Raw genomic sequence first — 14,618 nt, 5'->3', positions numbered from 1 at the left:
TTCCCTTGTTGACAATAAATCATTATTGGAGGGAAAGAAAAGCCTTTATTATTCTGGATTTAAATTACAAAATCCTCTTTCTGATATTCAGGATTTGGATAGGTGTAAAACCCTTCGCCTGTTTTAATTCCAAGTTTTCCCTGATCAATATAGGTTTTAAGAAGTGTAGCGAATTCCAGACTTTTTGGTGTGTTTGAATTTTTAGATACATGCCATGCGGTATCTAGTCCAATTTGATCCAACATGCCGAATGGTCCTATTGGAGTTTTGAAATTTCCCATCCAGGATCTGTCTATGTCATGGATAGTGCCTATTTCATTGGCAAGAAGAGATCCTGAAGATGTAAGAATGTGCATGAGGATATAGTTGAATATATAACCCTGAGATTCTTTTTTGATCAATACGGGAGTTTGTCTAAGTTTTTTTCCCATTTCAAACAAGAGATCAATTACCCATTGTGCTGTCCCCTGATGGGGCATGATATCCACTACGTTGGCAACAAACACGTCATGAAAGTGGAAAGCACAAAACCTTTCAGGTCTTCCTGAGAAATCAGCGAACATTGATGGAAGAAGAAAAGAAGTATTGGTTGTAAATATGGTATGCCTGGAACATAGTTCTCCAAATTGTTTCCAAACCTGCTGTTTGATATTGATGTCCTCAGTTACGGATTCGTTTATAAAGTCGGTATTTTGAGCAGCTATTTTAGGATCTGTGGTGTATGAGATTCTACTCAGTACCTCTTGAATTTGTGATTCTTCAATGATGCCATTTCTGGTTAATGATTTCAGTAATTTTCCCTGAATGACCCGGGTAGAAGTAAGAATCTCATCGGTAAGGTCGTATATGCAAACATCAAAACCGGATATTGCAGCCTGTAATCCAACTCTCAATCCTAATGTGCCACTTCCTAAAATAAGTACTTTTTTTATGTCTTCTATTTTGAGTTCGTTCATTTTCTGAAATCTATTTGTTGAATTTATTATGCTTTACCACCCGCTAATTCTGTTTTTGTCAACGGCCTTCATTCCATTGTGCCCGCAGGCATTGACTACTCCGATCAGGCTAGCAAATCGGGCATCAGTGGTTGAACCTCTTTTATACCGGGCGTAAATTTGCTGGCAGATCACTCCAAGTTTGAATGATGCATAGGCATAGTAGAAAACGATATTATTCACTTCTTTGCCAGTTCGCAGTTGATACCTGTCGATTACTTCCTGACGTTTTAAATTACCGGGCATCCAGGTGAGACTAAAGGGTTTGAGTGCCGAACTGTCCGCAATTTCCGACCAGTAGGCCAGAGCCGTTCCCAAATCCATCATAGGATCACCAACTGTGGCCATTTCCCAATCTAATACCGCTTTTATTTCTGAATGATTTTCCAATGAGAGTATCAGGTTGTCATATTTGTAGTCATTGTGGATCATCGTAGGAGGATTGTCTTCAGGTACATGATCTTTTATCCAGGTACTCAATTCATCCATGGAAGGCAATAAGTCTGTTTTAGATTTCTCATATCTTTCTACCCAGCCATTAACTTGTCGTTTGGCATATCCTTCTGGTTTGCCCAGTTCTATCAACCCGGTAGATTCAATGTCAAGAGAATGTAGAGCAGCCAGATTGTCCACTGCATTTTCTGATATTGATAGCATAAGGCTGGGGGTGAGGCTCATGTTTTTTGGAGGAGAGCTTCTCAGAATAATCCCCTTCACTCTTTCCATCAGATAGAATGGAGCACCAATAATGGATTGATCCTCACAATAAATAGTGGGAGTGGGAACTTTGTTGTAAACTGGTTTTAATAGGGATAAAACCCTGAACTCTCGTCCCATGTCATGAGCGGATTTGATATTTGCTCCTCTTGGTGGCCTTCTGAGAACGTATTCACCTTCTCTGCACCGGATAAGGTATGTCAGGTTTGAAAAGCCACTTTGAAATTGTTCTATTGAGATGTCACCTGAAGTTATGTTGTTGTCTTGCAAATAGGATTGTAAGGCTTGTTTATTAATTTCTTCTTCTTTCCGTATCATGGAGGAAGCCTTGTCCATCAACTTCATACTGTCTCTTAGGCTCATTTTTATTGTAGGTTAGGTTTTGTTATTAAATTTATATCATCAGTGTCGAAAAGAATAACGGTTTACATAAAGAAACTGACTTCAATGTTTAAACATCCTGTTTCAGGATTTTTTGATGTCTAATCCATATTTTTTTAATATTCCTCTTGCTAACACTGATTTATGCACCTCGTCCGGCCCATCGTAGATTCTGGCACCACGCTCGTGTCTGTACCACCAGGAAAGAACGGTATCGTCAGTAATACCCAAAGCCCCATGGGTTTGTATGGCTCTATCCAGCACTTTTTGCAATATTCCAGCTACATAAAATTTTATGGTTGAGATTTCCTCTCTTGCAGCTTTTACTCCTTCATGTTCAATCTTGTGTGCAGTATGAAGTACCATTAGTCTTGCTGCATTTATTTCAGCTTTGCTTTCAGCGATCCAGTTTTGTATAGTTTGTTGATGTGCCAGCATGGTGTTGCCTCCAATTTTCCTGGATACGGCTCTTTGGCACATCAAATCAAGGGCTCGTTCACTTATACCAATCCATCGCATACAGTGATGGATTCTGCCTGATCCCAATCTTTCCTGTGCAAGTAGAAAACCTGTTCCTTCTGTATGAATGAGATTACTTTTTGATACCCGGCAGTTATTGTACTTCACTTCAGAATGACTGATGTACCCTTCTCCAGTTTCTCCCATTATTGAAATATTCCTAATCAATTCGAAACCTGGGTTATCGGTAGGTACAATGATCATACTTGCTCTTTCGTATGGGTTGGTGTTGTCGCTGTTGGTGACCGCCATGACCACAGCAAAGGATGCCCCATCAGCAGAAGAAGTAAACCACTTGTGACCATTAATGACATATTCATCACCCTCCAAAACGGCAGATGTACTCATCATTGTAGGATTAGAACCGGCGTGTTCTGGTTCGGTCATGGAAAAGCAACTTCTAATGTCACCATTTTGAAGTGGTTTTAAATATTTATTTCTAAGGTCTGGGTTGGCATATTTTTCGAGCAATTCCATGTTGCCGATATCAGGAGCTTGACAATTGAAAATATAGTGCCCAAAGGGTGTCCATGCCAAGGCTTCACTTACCATAGCAAATTCCATCAATGTCAGACCCAGGCCTCCATGTTCTTTTGATAGGTGAGGTGCCCATAATCCGGCATCTTTTGCTTTTTGACGTTTTTCTTTGAGTATTCCATTTTCAAGTTTGAGAAAGGGAGTATTCATTAATTCTATTTCCTGTGGCAGGATTTCTTCTTTTAAAAAATTCTTGAATTTAGGTAGTAATTCTTTGAGAAGTGGAGTAGCAAATAGTTCAACCATTATCGTCTTAATATATCAGATTTCTATTCTTGTAATATAAACATAATTATCAAATTCCGGATAGAAATCAGAACAGTCAAAGCCTTATATTATTGAGGGTTGAGTAACGCATTGATCAAATTAACAAACTTATTTTCCTCTGTTTCCCATCTCACTTCCGGAATATTTTTATAGGTAAATGATTTATGGAATTTAACGAGTTGTCCTGCTATTTCGGATTCTCCAAATTGTTTGAAATCAACAGATACACAAGCGTTGAATCCTGATGCGTATTCAGTCCATATTGTTCCGGATTGGCTGATGATTGGCAGTCCATAAGCGAGGTACTCAAATACCTTTGTCGGCATACAATTTTCGTTGCTTGGATTCACATTATAGGAGACGATTCCAAAGTCCGAACTGGCAATTTGTTCTACTATTTTTGAATGACTGACAGGCGTAGTTGAGGCGATCAATTCTATATTAATGTCAGTTGAAGTTTTGAGTTTTTTTAGAAATGCATGAGAGGGGGAATGACCTATTATAACAAGTTTTGTTTCCGGGATACAATTGTGAATTTTCCTATAAAAATCTATTGCAGTAAAGACTCCACTGTTCTCAGAAATGTTGCCAGTGAAAAGGAATTGCATTTTTCTTTTCACCTCTTTAGGTCTTTCAATTTTGTTTTTGACAATGGTTTTATTTTCTACTATAGTAAATCGTTTTTTTATAAATCCCAGTTCCTTTACATATCCCTTTTCGGCTAGTATAAAATAATCAACGAAAGGGGAGAGGAGTACTTCTTTTAGCCTGATCAGGTAACCTATAATGTGCTTGATTACCGGAGGGTAATTGTGTTGGTGGATAAGATTTTTGTAGTGGTTTTCCTGCAAATCATACACTATTTTGCCGCCAAATAATATTTGGTTTATCGTACTAACTATCAATAATTCAGGTGTATTAACTATTATGAGTTCAGGTTTTAATTTAATTAATTTTTTGAGAATAATGCACGGTATGAAAAACCTCTTGATGCCTAAGCGATCGAACTTAGGTAGTGGTTGGAAATGGATGTTTTTCTCTTCTTTATCCTCTTTATAATTTTGAGAATCAGATCCTATAAGAGTAATGGAATGTGTGCTTTTTGATGCCAGACTTCTGGCCATTTTTTCATAAGACCTGATGTCATTTACAGGTTTTAAAGTTGAAATAATGGCAATGGTCTTTTGCGACATACTCAGGTAATTATATTGAATTTCCAAATTAGGAAATGGTCAGCAGGAAATTTGTTTTAAAAGTACTTAATTTCGCTGTACATTAAAGCATATTGAAAACACATGAGTGACGTAAGAGAACTGATTGAAAAAACTTGGGAGGACAGATCCCTACTTGAAAAAACAGAAGTAAAAGAAGCTATCGAATACGTAATTGAAGAATTGGATAAAGGCAGGCTAAGGTGTGCAGAACCAGTGGCTGACGGATGGCAGGTAAACGACTGGGTGAAGAAGGCTGTGATCCTTTATTTCCCAATAAGAAAAATGGAAAAAATAGAAGTGGGGCCTTTTGAGTTTCATGATAAAATGGCCTTGAAAACTGACTATGATAAATTAGGAATCAGGGTTGTTCCTCATGCAGTTGCCCGCTATGGTGCTTACCTGTCCAAAGGTGTAATACTGATGCCGAGTTATGTAAATATTGGAGCTTATGTAGATGCCGGAACGATGGTGGATACCTGGGCAACTGTGGGCAGTTGCGCCCAGGTTGGTACCGGGGTTCATCTTAGTGGTGGGGTTGGTATTGGTGGTGTTTTGGAGCCTGTGCAGGCTGCTCCTGTGATCATAGAAGACAATGCCTTTATTGGTTCGAGATGTATCGTAGTAGAAGGAGTGAGGATTGGCAAAGAGGCTGTGCTTGGTGCTAATGTCACACTTACCGGAAGCTCTAAAATTATTGATATTACGGGAGATGAACCAGTGGAATACAAAGGTTATGTTCCGGAAAGGTCTGTGGTAATTCCCGGCTCTTATGCTAAAGAATTTGCAGCGGGAATATACAACGTGCCTTGCGCCTTGATCATAGGAAAAAGGAAAGAAAGTACAGACAAAAAGACTTCCTTAAACAGTGCTTTAAGAGAAAACGATGTAGCTGTTTGATGGCAACTGAAAAATAGATTAGATTTAGGAAGAAACATGAATAGTAAGTAGTATGAGATTTTTGTTTTTTCCTATTTTTTTATCCCTTGTCCTAATTTCTAATTTAAGAGCTTCAGATCTTATTAGAATAAAATCCGGTGATGGAGTAGAAATCACAGCGGATTTGTACAAAATTCATCCTGATACAGTTCCTTTCATTATACTATTTCACCAGGCTGGATGGAGTCGTGGTGAATATTTGGAAACCGCACCAAAACTCAATGCTTTAGGTTACAATTGTCTGGCTGTTGATTTGCGGTCCGGTAAAAGTGTAAACGGAGTAGAGAATTTTACCTTTGTCAATGCCAATAAAGCACTTAAGGAGACAAAATATATTGATGCTTATCAAGATATAGAAGCTTCCATTGCTCATGTTAAAAAGTTTTTAGCACGTGGGAAAGTGATAATACTGGGAAGTTCTTATTCATCTTCTTTGGTATTGAAATATGCCGGGGACAACCCTAAGAGCGTAAATGCTGTTGTTGCATTTTCCCCGGGAGAATATTTTAAACCTTTTGGGAAACCAGCTGACTTTATACAATCCAGTGCAGTCGATATACAATGCCCTTCATTAATTCTTTCTGCAAGGGCCGAAAGAAACAGTTGGTGGAATATTTACGAGGCTATAAATACAGCCAATAAATCCTATTATTTACCGGAAACTTCCGGAAATCACGGATCCAGAGCATTGTGGCAAAAGTTTACAGATCATAAAGGTTATTGGGAAGCCTTAACGGATTTCCTTTCTAGATTTTGATAATAGAAAATGACTTAAAATTTAATTTCAGAGATATGTAAATGGTGAAGGTATTTATCGATATGATCAATTTTTGCAGTAATGTGTTTCATGTATTTACTGATTTCCTGCTCGACTATTAGCCTCTGTCCATCATAAGAATTATCTGCAAAATCGTTTTTAGTGTATTTTTTGTCGTGCTCTGTTTCATGGCGCTCATGACATTCTTGTTTTAATTTTTCAAGAAATTTTGGAATACTGTATTCTTCTTCAAATTTTTCAATTTGCTTCAATATCTTATTTCTTTCCCTGTTGTCAATTTCATAAGAAGCATCATTCATTTTGTTGATGATCAAAGTATCATAATGATGCAATTTCTCCAACATCTTATGCACATTTTCTTTGTATTCATTGTCTGTACAGTAGGTTTTGATTCCTTCATAGTTGTCTAATGTTGGCTCCATACTGTGCCAATTTTTGTCCAATTCATCGAAATGCTCAACAATCGATTTGAAATTCTCATCATCATCGTCCTGACAAACTGCTGATCTTAGGGAATAAAAAGAGATGGAAATTAAAATAATAAATACACGAACCATAGCCATTTAATTTGAATGTGTCATCTGCTGAAACATTAACTATGCCAAATCTAATATTATTGTGGATTTTGGCAAGGGTTTACCATAATTACTTCTTCTCTTTGTAATGTAACTTTACCCGGAGCGGCACCCTTGGGCTTGTTTACGTATTTTCTTCTGGTATGGATGACCGGGCATAGCGTATCATTTTTTCCTTTAGAATACCATGCGGCAATTTGAGCTACTTTTTCCAGAGTGGTAGGTGCTATATTGGTTGCATTGTCGCATTTGATTATCACATGTGATCCACTAACATTTCGGGCATGAAGCCATAGATCGTCTTTTGATGTATAATGCCGTAAAAGTTCGTCATTGCTTTTAGCACTTTTTCCCACAAGAACGGTAAATCCATCAATTTGAAAATGGATATATGGTTTTGCTAATGGTTTTTCTTCTTTGGCACTCTTACCTGCAAATGGCAAGGATTCTTTCCGAAGAGTTTTTAAATTTTGAATATCCAGAAGTTTTTCTTTCAGGCTATTCAATTCCATCATTCTGTTTTCTTTTTCCAGAATGTTTTGTTTGATTTTATCAATTTCTACTTGTTGATTTTTTGACTTCCTGTAAAATATTTCCGCATTGGCTTGTAATGTCAGGTTTGGCTTTAATTTGATTTTGATGTTTTGATTTCTGTAGAAATCGAATAATTCAATCGAGTTTTTATGTTGTTGTTTTAAGTGTAAATTGGCCATTAAGATATTGGCTAATTCATCATATTTTGTGCTTTCAGTAATACTATTGAGTTTCTCATCGGACTTTAAAATGTAGTTTTCTCCTTTCGCAATTTCCTTGTCAATATTTTTGAGGATAAGCTCTTTTTCCCTCATCAATAAATAAGTGTGGAAGTAAAGTGATGCCAGCCTATTGCATGCCTCAATCGGAGAATTGGTTTGATACAGTTCATTATCATCAGTATTATCAAGCAGACTAAGCAAGGGGTAATTTTTACTATCTTGCCTGATGTAAAATATGCCTCGGTTTAGTTGATACAGTAAGCTTTGGAGTAGCGTAAATTTGTCTTCTGTAGAGCGGTCAAAACCATTACTATACAGGTAGTTTTTTATGTTTTTGTCGAATGTTGGAAAAATACCACTAAGATCGAATTCAGAATCTAAAATGGCTTTTTCAGATTGATCTATGTATTTACTTAATTTATCAGGGATTATGTTTTTGTCATTGATCAAATTGTTTTTGAACATGGATTGAAATGATCCATTCTTGAATAGGATAATATTTGCTCTTCTTCCGTGGAGCTTAAATAATAAGAGGTATTTCTTTGTAAAAAGAATTGAAAAAGATCGTTCATTTTTATATTGAATAATTTGCTGTACTGCTTTATTTTTTAGTTCTGAAAACAAGTCAACAGAGTTTCTTTTGGCTCTTTTAAAGTCTTTGGGAAAACTTAAAAGGCTTATTTCATTGTTGAAAGTAGCTTTGATGGTAAATTCCGAGTGGTTATTAAAAATTAAAACCAATTCATCTTTATTTTGACTGAAACAATCAGTCAGTATTTTTCCATCCAGTTCAGTGCGGATGTTGCCTGTTAATGCTTTTAGAAAGTAATAGTTGAAATGCATCTAACAGGATATTTTCAGTCCATCGTATGCCAGTTGAATGTTTCGAGGAAGTTCTTTACTGACATTCCGATGACATCCAAGATTATGACTGACATGAGTCAGATAGGTTTGTTTAGCATCAATTTCTGTTGCCAACTCTATTGATTCTTCTAATGTTAGATGGGAGATATGTGGTTTTTTTTGAAGGGCATTAAGCACCATGATTTTTACTCCTCTCAACTTTTCCTTTTCAGGCTCATTGATGTATTTGGCGTCCGTAATGTAAGCAAAATCCCCAATTCTAAAGCCAAAGACAGGCAGTTTGTAATGCATTACTTCTATAGGTGTAATGTTTGTATTACCAATTTTAAAGGTTTCATTTTCAATAGAATTGATTTCAATTCTGGGCCCTCCAGGGTACTTCTCTTCTGCAAAAATGTATGAAAATTCTTTTTTCAATTGATCTAATACACGCTGATGTCCATAGATAGGAATATCTCCTTTTTGCCTGAAATTAAAACCTCTGATGTCGTCCAGTCCGGCTGTATGGTCTTTATGTTCATGAGTAAAAAGAATGGCATCTAATCTTTTTATTCTTTCTCTGATCATTTGCTGTCTGAAATCAGGCCCGGTATCTACTACTATACTCAGGTCTTCGGTTTCAATGTGGATGGCAGATCTCAAACGTTTGTCTCTGAAATCAATAGATTGACATACTGGGCAATCACATGCGATGACTGGGACTCCCTGTGAGGTTCCGGTTCCCAAAAAAGTAGCTTTCAAATTTCTAGCTGAGTTTGAGCGATTTCCTGATATAATTTCCTGTTTTTGTCTGAAAGGTTCTTTACCTCAATATTGATAGATTTGAGGATTTCTAAGAGACAATTGATTTTGCCGTCGGTTGTGTAAAATTTATTGACTACAGCTACTTTGGTTTCATTCAGGATACAATATCCCGACTGGAATTGACCTTTTTCGTATCTTAAAACATAGTCGGTTTCAGAAAAAAGATCTTCAAGTTTATTTAGAAAGTGTTTCGTAGATTTAGTTTGCATTACTCTCTGTATATTTCTTCACAGTTTCTACCAGCACGTCAAAATTAAGAGGTTTGGGGATAAATTCATTGATTCCGGCTTCATTAAAATCAGAAATGGAGTAATTTTTTGCATTGCCTGTTATTGCTATGATGGGGATTTGAGATTTTTGTCTGTTGTCCATTTTTCTTATTTTCCTGGCACATTCCATGCCGTCCATTTTTGGCATGTTGATGTCCATTAAAATAAGGTCAAAATCATCTTTATTCATTTCATCAATGACTTCAAATCCGTTTTTTACCGACGTGATATCATACTTTTGAATTTGAAGTATTTTTCGGGTCAGGTTTTGGATGACCGAGCTATCCTCTGCAATAATTACTTTCTTCATTACGCAAATTTCGTTAAGGTTAAGTGTGAAATGTACAGCGAGTCAATGGAACAAATTTGCTTATAATTTAATTAAAAATAGAATTAACCCCTTAGTTTTCAAGTATATTCTTATAATTTTCCTGAAATTCCTGAAATGAATTCCGAATTTCAATTATCTGTTCCTGATCGATGGATGCATTGTTTTGCTTTAATTTTTTTTCCAGGTCAATAGCTTTTTTTTCAAGTCGCTCAATGCCCAAGGTGCCCGAACTACCCTTTAATGTATGTATCTCCCTTTGAAGTATATCCATTTCGCCATTTTTCAATAAACGAAAGCAATTATCAATTTGCTGACCAGCTTCAATTACAAAATCTTCAAGTACAGAGTTTATTAAATCTTGTCCTCCATACTTTAGGAGTTGGTTGAGCGTATTTTGATTAATGATCAGTTCTTGCGACTTATCTTCAAATATGTTTTGTTTTACTTTCGACGGTTCAAAAGAGAGGTATTTTTTCACTTTGTCAATAAGCAAACCTGCTTTGATTGGTTTGGCTATATAATCATCTAGGCCTTGCTTGAGAAAACGAGAACGATCTTCTTCCATAGAGTAAGCGGTCATGGCCACTATTGGAGGAATAACTTTCTTTTTGATTGATTTGATTTGTTTGGTGGCTTCCACTCCATCCATTTCTGGCATTTGTATATCCATGAAAATCAAATCATAGTTGTTTTCTTTCACCTTATCAATAGCTTGTTTTCCTCCTTCTGCCAGATGGACTATACATCCCGATTTTGTCAAAATCAGGCCTGCTACCTTTCTGTTTACATTGTTGTCATCTACTATCAATATGTGGGGGGCAGTTTGGATGAATTCTTTGGTTATTTTTTCAGATTCGAGTTGAGCATTGGCTATTTGTGTGGACTTGGTAGGTATCGCTGCTTCAAATGTGAACCAAAAAGTACTTCCAAGTCTAGGAGTTGAAACTACACCAATATCTCCTTTCATTGTTTTGACCAGCTCTTTGGAAATGGCAAGTCCTAAACCAGTACCGGAATACACTTTAGTACTGGAATTGTCAAGCTGGTTGAAGTTTTTGAAAAGATTGCTGACATTTTCTCTGGCTATCCCAATTCCTTCATCTTTAATCTGAACTTTGAACTTGTATTTGTTCTTTAATTTTTTTTGTACCCTCAAGCTTATGTTAATGGTGCCCTTTCCTTCTGAAAATTTTATTGCATTAGAAGTTAGGTTAGACAGTACCTGAAGGAGTCTGGTTTCATCCAACATTATTACTTCGGGAATGTCACTGCCCAGATGATAATACAAGCTGGTATTATTGGCATACGCTTGCTGGGAGTAGAGATCGTATAGTTTTTCAAATGTGGATATGAGGTTTACAGGCTTCTTTTTAAGTTGCATCTTACCTGCTTCTATTTTGGAAAGATCCAAAATGTCATTTAAGATGTCAAGTAGGGTTTCGGACGATTTTTTGATCGTTTTTATATAGCTGAATTGCTCAGGATTGAGCTCTGTACTGCCAATCAGGTCGATCATACCGATAATTCCATTCATTGGGGTACGGATTTCATGGCTCATATTTGCCAGAAATCGCTCTTTGATTGCCAGAGATTTTTCGGCTAGTTCTTTGGCTTTAATTTGTTGCTGGTTTGCCTTTTTTAATTGAGTAATATCACGAGCAACTCCTTCAATTGAAACCGCCTGTCCATTTCGATAGATAAGACGGATATTACACAAAAACTGAAGTTTACTGTTTTTTCTAACCTTGACAGTAGCTTCAAAGTTCCGCACATGTTTTTTCTGATAGAGATCCTTTAGTATTTTTTTTGTATCTATTTCTGATTTAAAAAAATGCAAAATATTTTGACCTTCGATGTTGCTCACAGAGGTTCCAAGAATTTCTTCTGTAGAAGGGCTTACCATTATGATTTTACCTTCCAGATCGCAGAGGAAGTATATGTCCTGAAATGATTCGAAAATCTCTCTGAATTTTTCTTCACTTTCGATGAGTGCCTGGCTGGCATTTCTTTTTTCAGTAATGTCATTGGCAATTACCGATACTTCTTCTATCACTCCATTGTCCTGATGAATGGGATTGATAAAGATGTCTCTCCAGATGTTATTGCCGCTTTTGTCTTTGATTTTGTTTTCGAAATTGATTGTCTGTCCTTCAAAAGCTTTTTGAAATTTGTTATTCCAGAAATCACGTATTCTTTTGGGCATCTTGCCCTGCTCTTTATAAAAATCAGCACCTATTTTTGCATCTATTTTATAATATTTTTTTAAGGCTTCAGCATAGTTGTTGTTGTATGAAGTAAGATTCAGGTTTTGATTTACCGACCAGATTTGGTGGCTGGTACTTTCGAAAATGGCTTTTATCCGTGCTGCCTGATTACGTATTTTGTCTTCATTAAATTTTCTTTCAACGGCCATAGACACCTGACTGGAAATAAAGAACAGCAATTCCAGGTCTTTGTGGTTAAAGGCTGTTCTGTCTTCATAACTGTGAATGGAAATAACTCCAACTGGCTGGTTAGATATATTCACCTGAACCCCCAGCCATATTTTTGGTAGTGTTCCTTTCAGGTTAACTTTTTTTAGTTCTGCTATTTTTTTGATTCCATCCTGATAAATAATCAAAGGTTTTTTCCTTTCAAAAGTATAGTCGGCCAGGAGCATACTTATTTCAGTTTGATCTTCTAATTCAGATTCTTTTTCAAACTCATTGATGTAATAAGGAAATGTAATCTTACCTTTTTTGATTTCAGGTTTTAATGCTATCGCAAAGTTTCTGATTTTCAGTATTTCATTCAGAGACTCATAGATACTGGAGTACAGGTTTTCTAAATTTGTACCCTCTATGGTTAAGTTGGCAATTTTATAGTAAAGAGATTGCGCTTTTTCTGCCCTTATTCGTTCTGTAATGTCAAAAAATATACCTCTGTATTGTATCTGATCTTTGCTGAATACGGTACAATTTATCCTACCGGAAACAAAAATATTTTTGCCATGTTTGTTTAGGAATGCAATTTCGAATCTGTCTAACTTGTTACCTTGCTTTACCTTTTCAAGGTTTAGTTGTGTCTGCTCCCAATACTCAGGAATGATGAGGTCTTTTAAAATAAGGTTATTTAGATCTGCTTCCGAATACCCCAATTTTTCTTTCCAGGCACTATTTACAAATTGAAAATTACCTTTTTCGTCAAAAATTTGGATGAGGTCATAAGAATTGTCAAAAAGCTCTGTGAGTTGATTGTTGGTTTGTTCTAATTCCTTTAAAACCTTTCTCCTTTGGGTAATGTTTTCCCCAAAAAGAGTAATGCCGGAGACTCTTCCTTTGGCATCTTTGAGTATGATAGCATTGAAAAGAATGGCAATTGCCTCCCCCTGATCATTTAATATAGTTCCGGATAGTGTTCCGGAAAAATGCCCGTTTTTGGCAATAAGCTGGTATTTCTTTTTGTTTATATTGACAGCCGAGTCTGGTTCAAAAAAATCAAATAAATTTTGTTTGAGCAGGTCATTGTGATGTATTCCGAGTGTTTTGATGAATTCACGATTACAAAAAGTAATGTTACCTTCCGTGTCGGTAGTTAGAGCCATGATCTTTGACTTGTTCAGCGAGTTTTGAATTTTCTTCTCTGATTCTAAGATCGCCTGCTGTCTTGTGCTTTCCAGTTCTATTGATTTCCTTTCAGTTATGTCTATAGCTACACTTATATAACCAATAAATTCGTTTTTGCTATTGAATCTGGGTATTCCGGTTTCCAACAACCATCTGTATTCTCCGTCCGCATCAAAGATGCGGAATGAGCATTCATATTTTGATTTGTTTTTAAATGCCTGATAGATAGTTTTCAGCGTAGAAGCTTCATCATTAGCATGTATGTACTTACTCCATTCCGATACCTCGTTTTCTTCATTGCGGCCAGTGAATTCTAACCAGGTTTTACTGAAAAAATTAAATTCCGAATGATGGTTTGTCATCCGTATGAAGAAGGGTGCATTGTCTGCAAAAGAATGAATCATCTTTCGCAGGTTCTCATTTTCTTCAATGATGTCTAAAGTGGCAATTAACTTGTTCCTTTTTAGAACGTTAATGGTGGTTTTTGCCAGGAATTTATTGCCGGATTTGTCATGGTATTCTAACTCAAAAGTATTGTTTTCGTTTTGTAAAGCTGATTTAACCTGATGAGTCCATATAGTTTCAGACTTAATACCACTGTTTTGTATAACAGGCATTAGTTCCTCTATGGTCTTTTTGTGAAAGTCATCGGGGAATACAAATTTATCTTCTGCCTCAGGGCTAAACTCTATTACATTGTTGTCTTCGAATATGATGAAATGAGTGCCTGAAAAATCAAGTAAAAGTTCATATTTATCCTTTACTTCACTAAGTTCTTGTTTGAGTTTATCAATTTCATCGAGGAGTTCGGATTTTTCCTGGTTTAAAATAGCCATAATTTTGATTCTTAAATGAACTGGCAGAATATAAAATTACCTATATTCTTTTACATTTTACTGATATCTCATCATTGAAAATGATATACTTCAGACTAGGAGTCTGTCGGACTTAATAAACCACCCAATTATTTATATCTTGGGGCATGATATCATTTATTGGAGCGGATAGAGAACAAGTTTCTTTTATGCCACATGACCTTAACGATTGGCTACCTGAAGATCACTTGGCAAG

General features: G+C 36.3%; 12 protein-coding genes. 2 read left to right on the top strand and 10 right to left on the bottom strand.

Translation table 11 applies throughout. The features are described 5' to 3' along the window. Positions 1–59: 59 nt before the first annotated feature. The 4 genes from AAOP42_RS11495 to AAOP42_RS11480 all read right to left on the bottom strand — a co-directional run bounded on the left by AAOP42_RS11495 (position 60) and on the right by AAOP42_RS11480 (position 4,609). Positions 60–956 carry a 3-hydroxyacyl-CoA dehydrogenase NAD-binding domain-containing protein gene (locus tag AAOP42_RS11495; RefSeq protein WP_349528659.1) on the bottom strand — a complete coding sequence of 299 codons (897 nt, stop codon included), beginning with the start codon at positions 954–956 and terminating at the stop codon, positions 60–62. A gap of 33 nt (positions 957–989) precedes the next feature. Continuing rightward, a complete protein-coding gene (locus tag AAOP42_RS11490) occupies positions 990–2,075 on the bottom strand; it encodes a phosphotransferase family protein (protein ID WP_349528658.1) in 1,086 nt (361 codons plus the stop codon). 102 nt (positions 2,076–2,177) lie between these two features. Continuing rightward, a complete protein-coding gene (locus AAOP42_RS11485) occupies positions 2,178–3,395 on the bottom strand; it encodes an acyl-CoA dehydrogenase family protein (protein ID WP_349528657.1) in 1,218 nt (405 codons plus the stop codon). 89 nt (positions 3,396–3,484) lie between these two features. After that, a complete protein-coding gene (locus tag AAOP42_RS11480; RefSeq protein WP_349528656.1) occupies positions 3,485–4,609 on the bottom strand; it encodes a glycosyltransferase in 1,125 nt (374 codons plus the stop codon). Between the two features lie 102 nt (positions 4,610–4,711). On the opposite strand from AAOP42_RS11480, the gene AAOP42_RS11475 reads away from it, so the two are divergent. Next, entirely contained in the window at positions 4,712–5,527 is an 816-nt protein-coding gene (locus AAOP42_RS11475) for a 2,3,4,5-tetrahydropyridine-2,6-dicarboxylate N-succinyltransferase (protein WP_349528655.1), read from the top strand. Positions 5,528–5,579: 52 nt separating this feature from the next. After that, the gene (locus AAOP42_RS11470; protein WP_349528654.1) at positions 5,580–6,323 is read left to right on the top strand and encodes an alpha/beta hydrolase; all 744 of its coding nucleotides are present in this window, start codon (positions 5,580–5,582) and stop codon (positions 6,321–6,323) included. 14 nt (positions 6,324–6,337) lie between these two features. Here the strand turns inward: AAOP42_RS11470 and AAOP42_RS11465 are convergent, their stop codons facing one another. The 6 genes from AAOP42_RS11465 to AAOP42_RS11440 all read right to left on the bottom strand — a co-directional run bounded on the left by AAOP42_RS11465 (position 6,338) and on the right by AAOP42_RS11440 (position 14,383). Continuing rightward, the gene (locus AAOP42_RS11465; RefSeq protein WP_349528653.1) at positions 6,338–6,901 is read right to left on the bottom strand and encodes a hypothetical protein; all 564 of its coding nucleotides are present in this window, start codon (positions 6,899–6,901) and stop codon (positions 6,338–6,340) included. Between the two features lie 56 nt (positions 6,902–6,957). Continuing rightward, positions 6,958–8,517: an NFACT RNA binding domain-containing protein gene (locus AAOP42_RS11460; protein ID WP_349528652.1), complete on the bottom strand. Its 1,560-nt coding sequence runs from the start codon at positions 8,515–8,517 to the stop codon at positions 6,958–6,960. Further along, a complete protein-coding gene (locus AAOP42_RS11455; RefSeq protein WP_349528651.1) occupies positions 8,518–9,279 on the bottom strand; it encodes an MBL fold metallo-hydrolase in 762 nt (253 codons plus the stop codon). Continuing rightward, on the bottom strand, positions 9,276–9,551 hold the full coding sequence (locus AAOP42_RS11450) for a hypothetical protein (RefSeq protein WP_349528650.1): 276 nt from the start codon (positions 9,549–9,551) through the stop codon (positions 9,276–9,278). Before AAOP42_RS11450 ends, AAOP42_RS11455 begins: the two co-directional genes overlap by 4 nt. Next, on the bottom strand, positions 9,541–9,921 hold the full coding sequence (locus AAOP42_RS11445; RefSeq protein ID WP_349528649.1) for a response regulator: 381 nt from the start codon (positions 9,919–9,921) through the stop codon (positions 9,541–9,543). The genes AAOP42_RS11450 and AAOP42_RS11445 overlap by 11 nt, the downstream gene beginning before the upstream one ends. 91 nt (positions 9,922–10,012) lie before the next feature. Beyond that, a complete protein-coding gene (locus tag AAOP42_RS11440) occupies positions 10,013–14,383 on the bottom strand; it encodes a PAS domain S-box protein (RefSeq protein WP_349528648.1) in 4,371 nt (1,456 codons plus the stop codon). Positions 14,384–14,618: the final 235 nt, after the last annotated feature.

Origin of the sequence: Reichenbachiella sp. MALMAid0571 (genome assembly GCF_040151475.1) — a bacterium.
In the GTDB taxonomy this organism is placed as follows: Bacteria; Bacteroidota; Bacteroidia; order Cytophagales; family Cyclobacteriaceae; genus CAXBNB01.
Note: the sequence above shows the minus strand (reverse complement) of the source record. Positions and strands in the feature narration are given on the sequence as shown.

Coding starts and splice junctions, on each gene's coding strand:
- AAOP42_RS11495 (WP_349528659.1), bottom strand. CDS start 956: ATGAACGAACTCAAAATAGAAGACATAAAAAAAGTACTTATTTTAGGA.
- AAOP42_RS11440 (WP_349528648.1), bottom strand. CDS start 14,383: ATGGCTATTTTAAACCAGGAAAAATCCGAACTCCTCGATGAAATTGAT.
- AAOP42_RS11450 (WP_349528650.1), bottom strand. CDS start 9,551: ATGCAAACTAAATCTACGAAACACTTTCTAAATAAACTTGAAGATCTT.
- AAOP42_RS11465 (WP_349528653.1), bottom strand. CDS start 6,901: ATGGTTCGTGTATTTATTATTTTAATTTCCATCTCTTTTTATTCCCTA.
- AAOP42_RS11485 (WP_349528657.1), bottom strand. CDS start 3,395: ATGGTTGAACTATTTGCTACTCCACTTCTCAAAGAATTACTACCTAAA.
- AAOP42_RS11475 (WP_349528655.1), top strand. CDS start 4,712: ATGAGTGACGTAAGAGAACTGATTGAAAAAACTTGGGAGGACAGATCC.
- AAOP42_RS11470 (WP_349528654.1), top strand. CDS start 5,580: ATGAGATTTTTGTTTTTTCCTATTTTTTTATCCCTTGTCCTAATTTCT.
- AAOP42_RS11490 (WP_349528658.1), bottom strand. CDS start 2,075: ATGAGCCTAAGAGACAGTATGAAGTTGATGGACAAGGCTTCCTCCATG.
- AAOP42_RS11460 (WP_349528652.1), bottom strand. CDS start 8,517: ATGCATTTCAACTATTACTTTCTAAAAGCATTAACAGGCAACATCCGC.
- AAOP42_RS11445 (WP_349528649.1), bottom strand. CDS start 9,921: ATGAAGAAAGTAATTATTGCAGAGGATAGCTCGGTCATCCAAAACCTG.
- AAOP42_RS11480 (WP_349528656.1), bottom strand. CDS start 4,609: ATGTCGCAAAAGACCATTGCCATTATTTCAACTTTAAAACCTGTAAAT.